The sequence below is a fragment of the Nostoc sp. JL33 genome, assembly GCF_017114985.1.
Classification (GTDB): Bacteria; Cyanobacteriota; Cyanobacteriia; order Cyanobacteriales; family Nostocaceae; genus Nostoc.
In genome coordinates, this window is the sequence record NZ_JABXKP010000012.1 from 40,370 (window position 1) to 58,296 (window position 17,927).

Annotated in this window: 12 protein-coding genes; 7 read left to right on the forward strand and 5 right to left on the reverse strand. The window is 38.8% G+C overall.

What is annotated here, in order from left to right:
• Positions 1–49 precede the first annotated feature (49 nt).
• The gene (gene holA / locus HWQ23_RS02565; RefSeq protein WP_292823202.1) at positions 50–1,039 is read right to left on the reverse strand and encodes a DNA polymerase III subunit delta; all 990 of its coding nucleotides are present in this window, start codon (positions 1,037–1,039) and stop codon (positions 50–52) included.
• Between the two features lie 230 nt (positions 1,040–1,269).
• On the opposite strand from holA, the gene HWQ23_RS02570 reads away from it, so the two are divergent.
• On the forward strand, positions 1,270–2,061 hold the full coding sequence (locus tag HWQ23_RS02570; RefSeq protein WP_292823204.1) for a DUF1868 domain-containing protein: 792 nt from the start codon (positions 1,270–1,272) through the stop codon (positions 2,059–2,061).
• 481 nt (positions 2,062–2,542) lie between these two features.
• Here HWQ23_RS02570 and HWQ23_RS02575 read toward each other — a convergent pair whose 3' ends face one another.
• Together HWQ23_RS02575 and HWQ23_RS02580 are read right to left on the reverse strand one after the other, a co-directional pair.
• Positions 2,543–3,313 carry an RDD family protein gene (locus HWQ23_RS02575; protein ID WP_292823206.1) on the reverse strand — a complete coding sequence of 257 codons (771 nt, stop codon included), beginning with the start codon at positions 3,311–3,313 and terminating at the stop codon, positions 2,543–2,545.
• Positions 3,314–3,358: 45 nt separating this feature from the next.
• Positions 3,359–4,204 carry a hypothetical protein gene (locus tag HWQ23_RS02580; RefSeq protein WP_292823208.1) on the reverse strand — a complete coding sequence of 282 codons (846 nt, stop codon included), beginning with the start codon at positions 4,202–4,204 and terminating at the stop codon, positions 3,359–3,361.
• A gap of 79 nt (positions 4,205–4,283) precedes the next feature.
• On the opposite strand from HWQ23_RS02580, the gene HWQ23_RS02585 reads away from it, so the two are divergent.
• From HWQ23_RS02585 to HWQ23_RS02610, 6 genes are all read left to right on the forward strand, one after another.
• The gene (locus tag HWQ23_RS02585) at positions 4,284–5,237 is read left to right on the forward strand and encodes a stage II sporulation protein M (RefSeq protein ID WP_292823210.1); all 954 of its coding nucleotides are present in this window, start codon (positions 4,284–4,286) and stop codon (positions 5,235–5,237) included.
• A 547-nt stretch (positions 5,238–5,784) separates the two neighbouring features.
• Positions 5,785–6,828 carry a phosphate ABC transporter substrate-binding protein PstS gene (gene pstS / locus HWQ23_RS02590; protein ID WP_292823212.1) on the forward strand — a complete coding sequence of 348 codons (1,044 nt, stop codon included), beginning with the start codon at positions 5,785–5,787 and terminating at the stop codon, positions 6,826–6,828.
• 242 nt (positions 6,829–7,070) lie between these two features.
• The gene (gene pstC / locus HWQ23_RS02595) at positions 7,071–8,072 is read left to right on the forward strand and encodes a phosphate ABC transporter permease subunit PstC (RefSeq protein ID WP_292823214.1); all 1,002 of its coding nucleotides are present in this window, start codon (positions 7,071–7,073) and stop codon (positions 8,070–8,072) included.
• 80 nt (positions 8,073–8,152) lie between these two features.
• Positions 8,153–9,031, forward strand: a complete 879-nt coding sequence (gene pstA, locus HWQ23_RS02600) for a phosphate ABC transporter permease PstA (protein ID WP_292823216.1) — start codon at positions 8,153–8,155, stop codon at positions 9,029–9,031.
• 37 nt (positions 9,032–9,068) lie between these two features.
• Entirely contained in the window at positions 9,069–9,848 is a 780-nt protein-coding gene (gene pstB / locus HWQ23_RS02605; RefSeq protein ID WP_292823218.1) for a phosphate ABC transporter ATP-binding protein PstB, read from the forward strand.
• A gap of 312 nt (positions 9,849–10,160) precedes the next feature.
• A complete protein-coding gene (locus tag HWQ23_RS02610) occupies positions 10,161–10,625 on the forward strand; it encodes a (2Fe-2S) ferredoxin domain-containing protein (protein WP_292823220.1) in 465 nt (154 codons plus the stop codon).
• 223 nt (positions 10,626–10,848) lie between these two features.
• Here HWQ23_RS02610 and HWQ23_RS02615 read toward each other — a convergent pair whose 3' ends face one another.
• Together HWQ23_RS02615 and HWQ23_RS02620 are read right to left on the reverse strand one after the other, a co-directional pair.
• Positions 10,849–11,448, reverse strand: coding sequence for a nuclear transport factor 2 family protein (locus HWQ23_RS02615; protein ID WP_292823222.1), 600 nt, complete (start codon positions 11,446–11,448; stop codon positions 10,849–10,851).
• Positions 11,449–12,266: 818 nt separating this feature from the next.
• Entirely contained in the window at positions 12,267–17,750 is a 5,484-nt protein-coding gene (locus HWQ23_RS02620) for a trifunctional serine/threonine-protein kinase/ATP-binding protein/sensor histidine kinase (RefSeq protein ID WP_292823224.1), read from the reverse strand.
• Positions 17,751–17,927 lie beyond the last annotated feature (177 nt).

Sequence of the window (17,927 nt, forward strand, 5' to 3'; positions counted from 1 at the left end):
TTGGAAGTTCCAGCAACTGCTCAATACATCAAGCTTTTATATTTGATTGTTAATTTCCTTGGCATACTTTACAAAGTTCGATTATTTTAGTCTGGAGTGTTGATATTTCTGATGCTCCTTGCTTGAGGCTGACTTCTAACTCCAATAGTAGGGGTAAGCAAGAGATTAACTGTTGCACTGAAAGCAGCTTGATTTCTTGCTGTAAGAAATAGATCCGTTTGGGATTACCGATATCAGCAGCTTGAGCGATCGCTTGTTGATTGCGCTCCCCACTTTCTATCATAATCTTCACCCACAGCCATGTGCGAAATTGCCCAATCAGCGTGGCGACTATCCGTAATCCCGGCTCGGAAGCATTGCTCAAATCTGCCAGTGTCGTCAAAGCTTTACCTGTATCTCCTGTTCTGATTGCTGCTGCTAATTGTAAGCTATTTTGAGTAGTATTTCTTACTAACTTGGTAACAGTATCTGTGTCTAAAGGCTTGTTGCTACCTTGGGCATATAACCGCAGTTTCTCTAACTCATTGTAGAGCAGCCGTGTATCATTTCCTACTGATTCTGCCAACAACTGGGCAGTATTGGCAGTCAGTTTCACGCCCACAGTCTGGGCTGCTTGATTAACAGATTGCACCAGTAATTCTGTTTTCCAAGGGGGAATGAGGGGAAATTCTCGGAACTCGGTAGCAAACTGTTTTAACAATTTCGTGGATTTGAGGCGTTCATCTGGCTTGTTACGGCTAGTGAGCAACAAAAATGAGTTTTCTGGAATGACAGCTAGCGATCGCACCAATTCTGCTAACACATTCTCTGGACAGTGCTGAAACAGAGTAGTATTTATCAGCCATACCAAGCGCCCACCAGCGCCAAAAGTGGGTGTCATCGCCTGATTTAACCCCTGGATCGCAGCATCAGCTTGATCTGCGGGGAATGAAGTGTAATTAAAACTTATCCATTGGGGATCGAGGACGCGATCGCGCAGCATAGCGATCGCTTTTTCTATAGCAAAATCATCCTCACCCCAGTAAACATAGATTGGCATAGATTAACCTCTTAGTAGATTGGGGATTGAGCATTTGTGAAGAGTTAATATTTATAACTCCTAACTCCTAACTCCTAACTCAGTACAGACGCGATTAATCGCGTCTCTACCCACTCCCCACTCCCCACTCCCCACTTCCCACTCCCAAAACTAAATACTTTTGAAATCATTCTGTTAATCTGGATAATTTTCCCTAAAATCTATCAAGTGAGAGCATGAGGCTATAAAGATTGGACGACAACTATCAAACTTACTTAAATCGGTTAGCACGGCTGACGCTGCCAGAAGCCTACAGATCTCAAGCCCAGCATATTCAGGAATCTTCTAAATTTCAGCCAGATTCTGGGTTGAGACAAGCAGCGTCCTTTCCTGGCTATACGCTAATTACCCCGCCTGCGGCAGAAGAAGAATCACAAAACTCTGCTTTCTATGCCAAATTACAGACTTACCAACAGGAACTTTTACAGTTGCCTGTAAACCGTAATTTGATTGTACCTGTACCTCCTGCTAGCTTCCATCTGACTTTAGCGGATTTAATTTGGGAGAATGCTTACCTTGATGCCTACGAAAAAAATCCCAAATTTGACGAGGAGTTAAACTCTTGTTTAGCCGAAATGTTTCAGCAATATCAACAATTGATGACAAACAGGAGTCATCCGATTAAATGGCAAATGTTGGGACTAATACTGATGCCAAGAGCTGTAGCCGTTTGTTTAGTACCCAAGGATGAACGCTGCTACGAGGAAATTATTAAATTTCGCCGAACAATCTATCAAAATCCCAAGTTAATTGCTTTGGGTATTGAGCAGCATTATCATTTCACAGCCCATGTTACATTAGCCTATTTTGGGGAGGTTTCATCTGACTTAGACCGCACAAGTTTCAGCACAATGCTTTCTCAATTGAATGAACAATGGCTGTTGAATTTGCCAGAGTTTTTGATTCATCGCGTCGAATTACGGAAGTTTGATAACATGACACGCTATTATCGTGAACCAGACTGGCCGATTTTGGATTTCTGACCTGATCCGCGTATCATTTGAGCAACATTAAATTTGGGTTTGCTAATATAGCGGTTCTCAGCTGAGTCCAATATAGACCTAACAAGAACAGCCCCTCCCCTTGTAGGGAAGGGGAATAAGTCTCAAAGCCTCTCTCCTTTTAGGAGAGAGGAATGGAAGTGAGGTCAAAGCCTATTGCATACAAAGGAGCGTAGGCGTAGCCCCTTAAAGTAGACATCACTACAGGTAACGGTCAATACGGTTCGGTTAAGATCCCCCCGCCTGCGGCGACCCCCTTAAAAAGTGGGTAAAAGAGGGTTATAAGCCCCCCTTTTTAAGGGGGGTTGGGGGGATCTTCCTGGGCAAAATATCACTAACCGAATCGTATTGAGGTAACGGCTACTTGGCAAGAACAATAAGATTTCCAACTTCTTAGAAAAATCGGGAATCTAAGCCTTTGCTTTTTCATAAATTCAATCGGAATTTTATAGTTTTTTGGCATCTAAAATTCCGGGTGTTGATAAACGAGGTAAACAGCTTCTAAAAATACATCAGGTGTAACACCTTCTGGCAATTTTTCTAAATTAATAATAGCTAAAACTTGCTCGGCTAACTTTAGAGATAATGAGGCTTTGGCCTTTAATGACATTGCACCACGTCGCTGCAAATACTCACGAATCACAGCAAAATCATCGGGCAATAATGGTGATAAATCGGCAATTTTGATTAACTGTTCATGGAGTACCTTAGCCTGTTCTGAAATTGTTAATGTCGCTGATGCAGTGGATGTTTGGGCTTGAATTACAATTGTGCCAGCTGCCAAATCACCTAAGCGCTTTTCTCGACGGCCAAACATAATTAAAAATGCGCCAATAAACAAAGTCTCATCAAAGGGTCGCAGTAAGGCACGTAGCGTTGCTTGTTGTAGTCCGATGAGTCTCCCATCATCTCGAACTACGCGAATTTTAGCAACCCGTTTACCAGGAGTTTGTCCAAACCATAGGGTTTCAAAAAATACAAAATAGCTGATGTAAATTGCAAAGGCGATAATGAAGAAAATTGCTATTAACCAAATTCCTAAATTCTGAGCCTCAAAAAAATTGAACAGTTGCGTTGAAAAGACAGTCCAGGTAAGGAAAAACACAAGCAAGGTTACAGCCAAGACTGTATAATCAATAACCAGTGCTAAAGCTCGATTGCCGATTCCCGCTAAAGTAAATTCCAACTCTACACTTTCTGGAGTCTGGAATGTGATGCGATTAAAAAAGCGCATATTTTAACTAATTGAAAATTAATAGAGTTGAATTAAGGTGTTAAGTTAACGAAAATCTTGCAAGGGAGGTTCTCGTAATTGCAAACCTAGACCCTCACGCCGACTACGCAAGTCAAAGTATAAAACAGCTTTTAGTGCTTGCCAGAATGGCATCACAAAAGCTCCACCTACTAAGCTGCCGATCCAAGAAATAAAATACACAATTCCGTAGATTATAGAACCTTGCTCAAGCTTTAAGAGGAATAGTTGGGGTATATAGTTTAATACAAACACCAACGGTAGTGTAACGAAAAAAGCAACTAAAACGACGCCCTGAATGCGAAGTACTGAAGCTTTAGTTAACTCCCAACTTCTCGCAACACTTTCGCCACCATTGACATTTTCCTCAACTGCTAGTGGTACTTCAGCTACTACCCAACGAGAGTAGAACCGGGTTAGTTCCAACAGCACAACTACTGTAAAAATTATTACCAATGTAGTTGTGACTATAACGCCTGTACTACCACCAAATATCCGTCCTAATGCTACTGCCAGCAAGGTAGCCAAGACACCAGCTGCGATCGCTAGTCCCAAATAAATTAAAAGCATTGATATTCCTACTTGGAAACCAACTCTTAAAAATGACCAAAGACGCGGATTAATATGGCTGCTGGCAGTTTGGACACTTTCAGGTTGGTAAATCAATTCTCTAAAAGCCAAGCGTGAAATTAGTCCAGAAATGGCTGCATATTTTGCCCAGCCATAGATAGGAACTATAATCCACAAGTGAGCAATTAAAGCCAGCTTCAGATAACTTTTGAGATGAGAACGATACAACTGTACCGCAGCACTGACAACGTTACCGATACTCAGTGGTTGTATCTGACCGGGAGATCCAAAGTTTTCAGACATAATACTAAATTTCCTTGAAACTACGGAGATGAAGTTGAGGCTATCTTAAGCTAAGTTAAACTCAGTGTTCCGAAAATTCATGAATATTCAACGTTGGATTGCGCGACGAGAACCGAATTGGCAGCGTTTGGATGCCCTATTAAGGCAGACAGAAAAAAAAGGGTTAAAGTCCTTACGGGCAGCAGAGATTAGAGAGTTAGCGAGTTTATATCGTTCAGTAGCGGCAGATTTGGCTCGTGCCCGTACACAACAAATCGGCAATACTTTGATCCAAAGTTTACAATCTTTAACAACTCGTGCCTATACGCAGATTTACCAAGGTTCGCGGCGACAGGAATGGCAGGCAATCCGAGAATTTTACCGATGGGGATTACCATCTGTAGTTCAGAAAACATTTGCATATATTGCTGCGGCGACGGCACTGTTTCTACTGGGGGCGCTAGTAGCTTGGTGGTATTCCTGGCAAAATCCTAGCTTTATGTCGTTGATAGTACCTGAAAGCTTGATTACCAAGGTGCGAGATGAGCATAAATTGTGGATGGGGTCAATTGTCGGTGTTGAACCTCTGGCATCCAGCAGTATTATGATTAATAACCTGTCGGTATGTTTTGGGGCTGTTGCTGGTGGCATCACGGCTGGAGCATATACAACTTATTTGATGGTATTTAATGGCTTATTGATTGGTGCTGTTGGTACTTTAGTTGGTCAAAATAATCTGGCTTATCCTTTTTGGGCGTTTGTGTTTCCGCATGGTTCCTTGGAATTACCCGCGATCTTTTTTGCTGGGGGTGCAGGATTTTTATTAGCAAGAGCAATTTTATTTCCTGGTAAATATCGCCGTGGGGATGCACTGAAATTGTATGGTTCTCAGGCAGTGCAGCTAGTATTTGGGATTGTACCAATGTTGATTATGGCTGGTGCGATCGAAGGCTTTTTTTCCCCTAATCCCAGCGTACCGGAACCGATTAAATATTTGGTAGGGATAGGATTATTTATACTTTTAGTAATGTATTGTAGTCGCAAGCAAACATGAAATAATTTAGATGGCGGCTGATTGGAAAATTTAAAAAATATTTTAGAATAAGGTAAAGAAGCTAATCAGCATTTAAGTTGCATAATCAAGGCGGGCAAGATGCCCACCCCACAAAATGTTGAAAATTTTTTAATATGCTTTCTTAGATGTGTTTTAGCTTACTAACTATGTAAAAAAACATCATCTATTAATCGGATTAGTTTAGCATTAATGTTTTTGCCCAAAAGTAACAGAAGATATTTTGTTCACTTCGTTCAAGTCAATCTACGATTCTTGCACTGAAATACGCCAAGACGCATAAATGATATGCCAAAACGCATCATACCGAACTATCTGATGAACAAGAAGCAATGCTTCCTATCTATAGAGTATTATTGCTCAACTAATCTAGCTAATCAAATATCAATAAACAAAAGATTAAGGTATGTTTAAAAGCAAGATTTAATCAGATATTAATCTGTTGTTTATTCATGCTTAACCATAAAAAATGTAAGTTATCTTAAGGCTGAAATTACAGCATAAAAGTATTCCTTTAATTAGAGGTAATATGATTTTTTCGACTACCATCTTGAATCGTGTCATTGCTACTTCAGTGATGGCAACTTCTGTTGCACTTAGTCCATTTTTTGGTGCGATCGCACAAGCTGAAACTCTCAATGGTGCAGGAGCAACTTTTCCGGCTCCACTTTACGAACGCTATGCTCGTGAAGTGAAAAAGAAATATCCCGACTTGAAAATTAACTACCAAGCAATTGGTAGCGGCGGCGGTATTCGTCAAGTCATCGCTGGAACAGTTGACTTTGGTGGTAGTGATGCTGCAATGAAAGATGATGAAATTGCTAAAGTTAAGAACGGTGTAATCTTAGTACCTACAGCAGGCGGTGCCGTTTCTGTTGTTTACAATCTTCCTGGCGTTAATAATCTTAAATTGTCCCGCGCTACACTACCAGCAATTTTCTCAGGTCAAATTACCAAATGGGATGACCAAAAAATTAAAGCTGATAATCCGGGCGTAAATCTACCAAATCAATCAATTAAATTTGTTGTTCGCGCTGATGGTAGCGGTACAACTTTCATTTTCACCAATCACTTGAGTGCTACCAGTGGTTATTTTAAAGGCAGAGTTGGAACTAACACTGCTCCCAAATGGACTTTGCCAAACGTCCTCAAAGGTAAAGGCAATCCAGGCGTAGCTGCCTTAGTATCTCGTACTTCCGGTTCTATTGGTTATGTAGAATATAGCTACGCTGTCCAAAATAACCTGAAATCAGCACTGGTACAAAATAAGAAAGGAGAATTTGTTGCTCCTTCTTTAGAATCTGCAAATGCAGCTTTGTCAACTGTGAATTTCCCTGAAAACTATCGCGTTTTCGTAGGAGAACCAGCACAGGGTTATCCAATTGTAGGTCTTACTTGGATGATGGTTTACAAACAGTATGCTAATGCTTCCAAAGCTGATGCTGTCAAGAAATGGATTAATTGGGTATTGAAAGATGGTCAACAATATAACGATGACCTCAACTACACCAAAATTCCATCTGATGTGGTAAATCGGGTGCTTCAGACAGTAAATAGCTCTGTCAAGCCTTAATTTGGAATCTTACCGAAAGAGTGCTGAGTAAAAAACAATAATTGCAGTTATCGGTTGAGTGAGGTACAAAGAACCCCACCCCCAACCCCCTCCCCGCAAGCGAGGAGGGGGCTATGATGTACCTCATGTGATTAGGAAACCCTATAATTTCACTCAGCACTGATGAATACTTTCCTCTCCTAATAGAGTGAATTAACAACTCACTCTATTAGTAATAAAAAAATCTATTTTATTGATTTGTAATGGCAAATTCATCTGAACCAGCCGACAGAAATTCATCAAATAATTCAAATCTAGGCGATGAAAATTTCAATTTAACAGCTATCGGCGGCACAAATTTATGGTTTGACCAAGGTTTTACATGGCTAGTATACTTTTTTGCCGTGATTACTGTTGCAGTGCTATTTGTGATGAGTTGGGTAATTTCACACGAGGCTCTGCCAGCCATTAAACAGTTTGGACTGGGGTTTTTGTGGGATCAAGATTGGGATACAGGTAATCAGATTTTTGGTGCATTACCCTATATTTATGGAAGTTTGGTGAGTAGTGCGATCGCTATTTTATTGGCTGTCCCAGTGGGGATAGCAGTAGCCTTAGTCACGAGTGAAAATTTCTTACCTTCATCGTTACGAACAACCTTAGCATTTGTTGTTGAATTAATTGCAGCAATTCCCAGTGTCATTATTGGTTTGTGGGCGATTTTTGTTTTTATTCCAGTTCTAGAACCTCTACAAAAGTTGCTCTCCAGCACTTTGAAATGGATACCCCTGTTTAATACAGAAGACCCTTCTGGGACTAATATGTTGACTGCTGGAATTATTCTAGCCATCATGATTTTGCCGACAATGGCAGCAATTACTCGTGATGTCTTAATGGCTATTCCTAAAGAATTACGTAGCGCATCTATGGCTTTGGGTGGCACCCGTTGGGAAACAATTTTTCGAGTCTTATTACCAGCTGGATTTTCTGGAATGGTGAGTGCAGCAATGCTGTCCTTAGGACGTGCTTTGGGCGAAACAATGGCTGTGACTATGGTAATTGGTAACTCGGCTCAAATCAGTGCTTCTTTACTCGCTCCAGGTTATACAATTCCCTCTGTATTAGCTAATGAATTTGCGGAAGCTGAACCGGGATTGCATATAGGCGCTCTCAGTTATTTGGCATTGATTTTGTTTGGCGTAACTTTAGCTGTGAATATTGGCGCTGTACTTTTGGTGAAGTGGGTTGGCAGGAAAAATAAATAATCCTATTTCAGTTTAATGTTGCCATAAATATTTCCATTTCAATGTAGTAAGACATTTATTAATCAAAATTTGTAAAAAATATGAGTGGTTCCATCCAGTCTGAAACTGATGAATTGGCGATAGAATTATGCAGTCCTCTGCCAACAGAGCGAGTAATATTTACTTATGCAATGAATGCGATCGCCTTTGGTTTGACAGGTTTAGCACTGATTCCTTTATTATCAATTTTGTGGGAAATTCTCGTCCGGGGAATATCTGGGCTGAAATCAGATATGTTTGTCAAAGCAGTGATTGACAATGGCTTTGGCAATGCCATACTGGGAACCATAATCATGGTATTAATTGGTGGTATATTGAGCATTCCCACAGGGATAATGACAGGAATTTTCTTGGCAGAATTTAGTCAAACCAACCCAATTACTGGGGTAGTTCGTTTTATCAGCAGTATTCTTACAGGCGTGCCTTCAATTGTTGTAGGCGTATTCGCTTACGGTGTGATAGTTTTGGTAACTAAAGGATTTAGTGCGATCGCAGGTGGTTTTGCTTTAGCCGTAATTATGCTACCTGTGATTATACTGACAACAGAAGAATCCTTAAAACTTATTCCCATATCTCAACGGCTTGCCTCGGCTGCTTTAGGCGGAACTCGCTTCCAAACTATTTTTCGCATCGTTGTAACTGCTGCAATTCCCGGAATTACTACAGGCATTTTATTAGCTGTAGCTCGTGCTGCTGGTGAAACAGCACCCTTAATTTTTACTGCCTTATTTAGTCTAGATTGGTCAGAAGGATTCTTAAGTCCAACAGCTTCCTTACCAGTATTAATTTTTAACCTCTACAACGACCCCGACCCGGAAAAAAGCCAATTAGTATGGACTACTTCTATAGTTCTACTTGGCTTAATTTTATGTGTCAGTATTCTCTCTCGCTTAGTTATTAGACAGAGAAGAATAAACTAAAAATAAATTTTTGTGTTGTTTCGCACCTTGGGCAAGTATGAATAACCTAATTCCAGCTATCAAAGTTAAAAATATCAGCTTTTACTATGGCACAATCAAGGCGATCGAAGGGGTATCAATAGATATTTGTCAGAATCAAGTAACCGCAATTATTGGCCCTAGTGGTTGTGGTAAATCTACTTTTATCAAAATTCTTAATCGGATTAGCGAATTAGAAGGGCCTGTGAAAGTTGAAGGAGATGTAGAATTTTTTGGTCAGAATATTTATGCTCCTCGTGTCAACATCAATCGCTTACGTCGCCAAATTGGTATGGTGTTTCAAAAACCGAATCCTTTTCCCCTGAGTATTTACGAAAATGTTGCCTACGGTATGAGGATAGCAGGCAGGTATTCCAAAGTAGAATTAGATGAAATTGTCGAATCTGCACTTCACAGTGCAGCTCTTTGGAATGAAGTCAAAGATAAGTTGGATAAATCCGGTTTAGGGCTTTCTGGTGGTCAACAACAAAGATTATGTATTGCCCGTGCTTTAGCAGTCAAGCCGAAAGTTCTGCTGATGGATGAGCCTTGCTCGGCTCTTGACCCGATCGCTACGATGAAAGTTGAGGAACTGCTCCATAGTTTGAAGTCTCAGTTGACAATTGCGATCGTTACCCACAATATGCAGCAAGCCGCTCGCGTCTCTGATTTTACGGCTTTCTTCAGCACCGATGAAAGTCGGATTGGTCAAATGGTTGAATTTGGCGCTACAGAGCAAATCTTTAACAACCCACTAGATCCCCGCACCCGCGACTACATTTCAGGGCGTTTCGGTTAAGGTATGTCCTAGCGTGGCTTAATAATTTTTGTCGTACATTTACAATAGACATCTCCAAAAATTAAATATGCGTTATTTAGAACCCTTGTAGAAACGTAGCATTGCTACGTCTCTACATTCTTTTTCACTCCTATGTCTAATGATCTACCAGAACAGACTAAACCTGAAATTTCCACTATCCTGTTCAACAAACCTTGAACTAAAATTCAAGTCTATCTCTATCCCTCTCCGCCTCGGAGAGGGACGGTTTTACGTAGTAAAACCTTCTTAGAGGTCTTTTTAAGTTGTTCAGAGAAACAAATAGGTTCGTCCATGAAAAAGCTGATCCAGCGTATTAAGAGATTGTTCAAACGTATCTTCAAGAGGTTTGCATCCAATTCTCAGCAGACATCGCCCTTAATAAATTCTCACCCGTTAGAAACTTCTATTCCCAGTGTTTCTCCCAGATGGGAGTCTGGTTTGGTGCTTGTGTGTTCACAATGTGCAAACGAGCGATCAAATAGTTTTCATCCAACTAGCAGAAGCTCAACGGCTTCGGAAGACTTAGAGAATTGGTTGAAATCTCGTTTAAAATTTGAGGGATTGTGGGGTGAATTTCGGGTCGTTAGCAGCAGTTGTTTAGGAGTTTGTCCGAAATCCGGCATTACTGTCGTTATTGTAAGTAATGGAAGTGGCGGTAATAGTCCATGCTTAATTGTAAATCCTCGGAGCGATGTCTACGACGGGCTACGCCTACGCGAACTTCTATACTCACGTATCAAACAGAATAAAGGATGATTTTACAGCTTTGCCAACACTTAGATTGGGATATATTTTCACTAAATTATTGAATACTAAACTGTGTTTTGTCTCGCACTATAATTCGGTAAGTAGCAAAGAAAAAAGGAGTGAATATTTGAATTCACCCCTTACCATTTTTTTCTTACCTTTTTCCCAGACCATAAGGGAACTGAAGAATACTTATCCAAACCTATTAGTGGCATTCATGTCTGAGCGACTACTACTTTAAGTGAGGTATCTTTGGTCTTACCAAAGTAGTCGATGAATTAGCAGTTCGGGAATTAGTGGTTGAGGAATTAGTGCTTGAAGAATCAGTATTCGGAGAACTGAGGTTCAAGAAATCGATTAGTTTAAGGGTACGATTACGAATTTTCCAGCGCCCATTTATGTTGACAACTTTATCTTCATAAGTACCATTAGCGACATCAATGCTGGTTTCAGAACGTTTGTGAGTCGCATGAAGGTAAGAGGTCATCCTTGCTTGATTATTTTGAACTGAAATGTTTATCGTACCCATTAAATGTTGGGTAGCTTGATATCCATTTCCTTGGAATACTGAATAGACAAAATCTGCCCAAGAATCTGTCCCATAACTTGTTTGAGTTGCCCCATCAGGAAAAATAGCAGTGAGGACTGCATCTTGAGTAAAACAATCCCGATAAATACTCTTTCCCTCTAGGAGATTTCCTCTACCAATAGCATCAGTTCCCAGCGCGTAACAGGATGTTAATTTTTGAATTTCTAATTCCGCGTTGGGTTGAGTTGCACTTGCTACCTCAAACCTACCTCCAATAAACAGCACAAAAGTGACTGCAAGCACAATCAAAGTTATACGATTTAACAGAAACGAGATAGCCTTTGAAACTATTCGCCCATTTTCTCTTTTTTTTTCCACAGGATAGCCACCTTAATTTTTACGATTTTCGCATCTTATAACTTGCTGTAAACTCACATTTTTGCTGAAGATTTTAGCTCATTAAAACAGGCTAAACTTATTACAGGTAAAGCTAGATTTTACGTGCGCTTTCAGACAAAAAGCTGATTTTTTAGAAAATTACGAAGCTAGTACAAGAGTTGAACTATATAATCATTTATAACAGGTAATTATTAAGTTTGTAAGTGGTAAACTCAACTATTTGTGTATTGATTTGATTAAGTAGTGAAATTAGCGGTTATATACTTTTCTTAACTATCCAATAATCTTTATTTTTCCGATTTACGCAACTAAAATATAATTGCTATGAAATAATAGGTTTAGCAGAAAATAATTTTCCTTCTAATAGACAAATACGCTTGGTGTTATAGCAGTCCTAAATCATTTGTGAAAATTTCTGTTGATTCTTCTCTCTGTGTCGCGCCAGTTGCTACAAGTCGGGGAACCGCAAGGGCGCACTGGCTTCTCTGCGCCTGGAGTGGTTCGATTAAAAAGTAATTTTCACAACTCAAATAGGATTGCTATAGCCATAAAAACCTTAACCTGCGTAGGTTGAGGAACGAAACCCAACAATTAACACTTGATGTTGGGTTTCACTTCCCTACGGGGCGTTGTTCGCGTTCGTTCAACCCAAGCGTATTATCTGATAGACACTGTACGCGAAATTACGTATCGCTTTGCTAACGCGCCTCTGCTATGAAATATTATTCTCCCAAAATAGGAATTGAAATTATAAATTGTGTTCCTTGTCCCAAGACGGATTCACAAATCAAACTTCCACCATGATTTTCTACTATAATTTGCCGACTAATAGATAATCCTAATCCCGTACCTTTTCCGACGCCTTTAGTAGTAAATAGATTCTCAAAAATGCAGCCTTTAACTTCTTCTGTCATTCCTTTAGCATTATCTTGAATCTTAATCACCACATTTTCATCCTCTAATATATTAGTTTCAATATTAATAATAGTAGGATATTTTTCTTCAATTTCTAGAAAACTACGACCGATATTTCCTTCTTCTAAAGCATCAATTGCATTTGCAATAATATTCATAAACACCTGATTCAATTGTCCCAAATAGCATTTTACTAAGGGGATATCTGCATAATGTTTCATTATTTGAATGGCGGGACGATTATGATCAGCTTTCAGACGATGCTGTAAAATCAGCAAAGTACTATCAATGCCTTCATGGATATTAGCTAACACTTTAGAAGTAGTATCAGCACGAGAGAAAGTACGGAGGGAAGTACTAATGTTACGAATGCGTTGTGTCCCCACTGTCATGCCATCAATCATTTTCGGTAAATCTTTTAGCAGGAAATCTATATCTATTTCTTCGGCTTTTTCTTCAATTTCAGCGCCAGGATTTGGGAATTTTTCTCGATAAAGTTGCAGATAGTCTATTAAATCAGTCACGACATCTTTTGCTTGGACAATACTACCTGTAATAAAACCAATAGGATTGTTTATTTCGTGTGCTACACCTGCAACTAAATTCCCCAGAGAAGACATTTTCTCGCTTTGGATAATTTGTAGTTGTGCCTCTTGTAAATCTTTTATTGACTGTTCTAATTCTCTCGATTTGTCTTGTTCCCTTGTGTACAAGCAAGCATTTTCTATCGCAATAGCCATTTGAGAAACTAAAACTTTTAATACTTCTACCCTTTCTGGCACAAAAGCCCCTGATGATAGCTTATTTTCTAAATAAATAATGCCCGTAAGCTGTGATTGGTAAATAATAGGCAAGCAAAAAATTGATTTTGTTTGAGATTCCTGAATATAAATATCAAAGTTAAAAGGTTCTGTAATTATCGCATCATTTAATACAAGATATTGCTGAGTCCGAAAAACATAATTAATCACAGAGAGCGGTAAATCCTGATAGGTTTCAACAGGAATAGAGCGTAAAACTGTCACTACATCGTCAGCAGTATTTCCAGAAGCTTCGATATATAGTTGATTATCTTTAAGTAGGAGTAGTACTGCTTTTTGTGCCGCAGTGTTTTCTAGTAAAATTTTGATTAGCTTGCCCAACAAATTTTCCAAAACGATTTCATTGGTAATCGCTTGCGAAAACTTTATGAATGAATTAAAATCTAAAAAATCGCTCAAACTGCTATTGGTAGTCGTGGTAGTAGTAAGGTGAATTGTATCTATTTTTGAAGTAGTAGTTTCTATAGTAGTAGTTTGTCCTACTAGAAAAGTATGCTTTGATTCTAAGTGTTTAACTTTAGCGATCGCACCCCAACGAATATAGGCATAATAGGCTTTAGTTATATAAGTTTGATGAATTAACTCTTTACCTAGAGATTGATAAAATTTTCCTGCTAACTCATAGGCTAAAGCTTCTTCTTGGAGAAAACCATTTTGTTGAGATTTTGCAATAGAGTTTTCATAGTAGTCCATTGCTTCAAGCTTTTGACCCAAAACCTGATAGCGTTCTGCCTCTACAAGATAAAATCTGTGTAAGTGATTAGCTGGAGCATGAGTAGCCCAGAGTTCCATATGCTGCTGATTAGCTTGGACTTTTTCCAGAATAGCTTGCTTCTCAGACTCTTTAGCAGTATGATAGATTGCCAAGTGGGCTAAAGAATCATAAAAATAGAACAGTGGAACAACAAATAACCCTGTAACACCACCTAAAGATTTTTCTGCGATCGCAGCATTTTCTACAGCTTTAAAATACTCCCCAAATATATAAGAGAGCATTAGTTTATTAACAAATAAATGGTTAATTGTGTAAAGATCATTTACTTGCTGATGAATTGGCAGCATACTTTGCTCGTCGTAGGCTTCTCCAATTAAACAGTCCACATTTTCAAAATTTCCTTTCAAGTTTAAAACTGTTTGTAAATATACTAGGTTCCAAGTTAAAGCTACTTGTTGCTTGATTTTTTTTAGCGATTCACAGTAAGCTATCAGTTCTTTTTCTAAAACCCAAAGTTCCTTACCGAGCCAAAATGAATGATAGGGATAAATGTAACCACAATAGCCAGCATATTCTAAATCTCCAGTTTCCAGACCACTAGAATACCCTGCCATTGCTGATGTTAATGTCTCTCTAACATGCTCTTTCCAATGCATAACATGAGCGCTAACAACTGTCAGAATCTTAGCCTTAAGTTCTTGAGAATCAAATTGTGACACCAGACTTGAAGCCAGTTTACCAAATTCATAGCCAGAATCAATTTCTCCTTGAACTCCACAAAGAAGTAATCCATAAAGACTATAACCATAGGCAGATACAGCTGTATTCCCATACTTTAAGGACAAATTGACCATTTTACAGACAATGATTGGCATCATTGCAGGAGCAGTTTGAAAAGCCGCAGGGAGAACTCCCATTAAAATTCTCATCGCTGCAATCTTATTAAGATCAGTCATTAATGGTAAGTTAATTAAATCTGCGTAGACGCGCAGTGGCTTGTCGTTAGACATCGCTTTACCTTTCAAAGAAGTAGAAATTTCATCCATCCCCTGCTGAATATCAGTTGATGTCGGTTCATTTGGAAAACTTATTCCTAACAATTGCAGAATTGATACTGCTATTTTGATCGCTTCCAATTGTTTACTTTGAATTATAGAAGCGATAATCTGTACTTCATAGACTTTCACTTTATCTAAAAGGGTTGTGGCTTGTTGCTGCACCACCTCAGCCCATTGCTGCATCTGCTCAAAATTACCACCTAGATAGGCTGCCTCTGCGGCTCCTTCATATAAACCTATGGTTAAGGTATATTCAGTTTGCCAAGCATCTACATTTAAAAGTTCTATCCCATTTGTGAAGTACTTAAGAGCAGCTTCGTAAGCTGTAGAAGCTTTAGCTTTTCGCCCTGCAATTAAATTTAATCGTGCCAATTCAGTTTTTTCAGATTGCTTTATTAGGTTAACAATACCTACATTCAACTGATTGACGATATCAAAAATATTGGCTTCTATTTCCCCCTTAGGTATATTTTGCAGAAGCAATTGCCCTATTTTTAAATGAGTAGATTTTTTTTGCTCTTCTGGAATTAACGAATATGCTGCTTGTTGTACTCTGTCATGCAAGAACTTATAACCCACCCGTGAAGTATCGAAATTTAAATTAACCGCTTCTTCTTGATTAAAAACTAAAGGAATACGATAAGCTTCACTTAAAGGCAGAATTAATCCCGCTTGCAAAGCCGAGTGTAAATCATTTGCTGTCAAAGAAGCTGATTTTTCATTGACTATCGATAAAACATCCAGACTAAATTTGTCACCTACACAAGCTGCTAATTTTAAAACATCTTGGGTAAACTTTGGTAGCTTTTCAACTCGGCTGGCAACTAACTCAACTACATTTTTTTCGCTTATTCCAATTGCTTGAATATCCTCTAGGCTCCATTGCCATTTAACATTTAAAAAGTCAAATATTAATAGCTTTTCTTGATGAAGCGCCTGAATTAGTTGTGTTATAAAAAATGGATTCCCACCTGTCTTATTAAAAACTAATTCAGCTAATTGAATAATGTTTTTGTTAAAAGCTCTGGTTTCTGTATCCTGCTTAAACTCTGTTTGTTGTAAAGTCTCAGCAACTAGATTAGTCACATTCTCTAAATTTAAAGGTTGCAATACAAGATTATTCACAACCGTGCCATTCTTCTTAATTTCTTCTATTTTTTGGATTAAAGGATGTGCCGGACTAACTTCATTATCTCTATATGCACCAATAAATAGCAAATATTTGCTGTCAGTGTCAGTAATCAAGAGTTGGATTAAATTTAAGGTGGCTGAATCTGCCCATTGCAAATCATCTAAAAAGATGACTAAGGGGTGTTCTTTTTGAGTAAAAACTTGGATAAATTCTTTAAAAACATAATTGAAGCGGTTTTGTGATTCTGTTGCTCCAATTTGGGCAACTTCCGGCTGTGTACCGATAATTAATTCTACTTCTGGAATTACGTCTGTGATCACCTTTCCATTTGTTCCTAAAGCTGATAAGATTTTATTCCGCCATATTTCTATTTTCTGATTATTTTCTGTGAGCAGATACTGCATTAAATAAGCAAAAGCTTGAATTAAAGAAGCATAAGGTATATTTCGCTTTAATTGGTCAAATTTACCAGAAATAAAGTATCCTTGTCTGCGAGTAATCGGTTTATTAACTTCGTTTACTAAAACTGATTTGCCAATGCCAGAATAACCAGAAACTAGCATCATTTCTACCCCCCTTAGTCCCCCCTTACCAAGGGGGGATTCAGGGGGGTTAGCAACGCGCTCAAATGCAGCTAACAGTTCATTAACTTGTTGTTCACGACCATATAATTTTTGGGGGATTAATAGCTGGCTCAAGATATCTAAACGACCTGGAACAAAATCAGCAATTATCCCCTTAGTTTTTAACTGGTTGAGACACGATTCTAAATCGGCTAGTAATCCTGTAGCACTTTGATATCTGTCTTCCGCATTTTTTGCCATCAGCTTCATCACAATTTCAGAGATAACGCTAGGAATTTGTGGATTTAATAACTGCGGGTTTATCGGTTGAAGGGCAATGTGACTATAAACTATTTCTAGGGGATCTTCGCTAAAAAATGGTGTTTGCTCTGTGAGCATTTCATATAAAGTCACACCAAGAGAATAAAAGTCAGTGCGATAATCAAGAATACGATTCATTCTCCCAGTTTGTTCGGGAGACATATAAGCAAGTGTGCCTTCAACGCAGTTAGGATTATTAAATTGGGGGTTTTCCTTATTCAGGCGGGAGGCTATACCAAAGTCAGTAAGTTTAACTAGACCTGTCTGGGAGTTAATAATGATGTTACTGGGTTTGATATCTTTATGAATAATCTGGTTATTATGCAAATAATCTAAAGCTTTAGTCAGTTGAATAGCAATCTTTAAATGGTTAATTAAGTCAAGTTTTTCTGTTTGTAGCAGTTGAGTTAAAGACTGACCACCAAAGTCTTCTAACAGCAGCCCCATCCGATTGTTAAAGGTTTCCAGACTGATGGCTTTAACTATATTGGGATGGTCTAAATATTGCTGAATTTGATACTCATTTTTAAGGCGAGTAAAGGCTTCGAGAGTAGGATATTCGTTTTTAAGCAGCTTGAGGATAACTCGCTCTTGCGTCTTTGGCGTTTGGGTTTGATAAATAATTGTTTGGATTCCTTCGTGGAGAGTTGAGTTGATTTGGTATCCAGTCCGATTTGGCATTGATTTTTGACTATAAAGTTACAAAATTAGCATCACCCCCTGTTCTGTCGTGAAAGGGGTTCTATTTTAATTATTCCCAGTAGGAGAAAATTATTAACATTGGGATTGCGTACCCAAGGGCTGTAAATTGAAAAGCGATTATTTTCTTGTAACGGAAACCGTGGCTAAAATCCGACT

Excerpts from the sequence above, each read along its gene's own strand:
- holA (WP_292823202.1), bottom strand. The coding sequence starts at position 1,039 with ATGCCAATCTATGTTTACTGGGGTGAGGATGATTTTGCTATAGAAAAA.
- HWQ23_RS02575 (WP_292823206.1), bottom strand. The coding sequence starts at position 3,313 with ATGCGCTTTTTTAATCGCATCACATTCCAGACTCCAGAAAGTGTAGAG.
- HWQ23_RS02580 (WP_292823208.1), bottom strand. The coding sequence starts at position 4,204 with ATGTCTGAAAACTTTGGATCTCCCGGTCAGATACAACCACTGAGTATC.
- HWQ23_RS02585 (WP_292823210.1), top strand. The coding sequence starts at position 4,284 with ATGAATATTCAACGTTGGATTGCGCGACGAGAACCGAATTGGCAGCGT.
- pstS (WP_292823212.1), top strand. The coding sequence starts at position 5,785 with ATGATTTTTTCGACTACCATCTTGAATCGTGTCATTGCTACTTCAGTG.
- pstC (WP_292823214.1), top strand. The coding sequence starts at position 7,071 with ATGGCAAATTCATCTGAACCAGCCGACAGAAATTCATCAAATAATTCA.
- pstA (WP_292823216.1), top strand. The coding sequence starts at position 8,153 with ATGAGTGGTTCCATCCAGTCTGAAACTGATGAATTGGCGATAGAATTA.
- pstB (WP_292823218.1), top strand. The coding sequence starts at position 9,069 with ATGAATAACCTAATTCCAGCTATCAAAGTTAAAAATATCAGCTTTTAC.
- HWQ23_RS02610 (WP_292823220.1), top strand. The coding sequence starts at position 10,161 with ATGAAAAAGCTGATCCAGCGTATTAAGAGATTGTTCAAACGTATCTTC.
- HWQ23_RS02620 (WP_292823224.1), bottom strand. The coding sequence starts at position 17,750 with ATGCCAAATCGGACTGGATACCAAATCAACTCAACTCTCCACGAAGGA.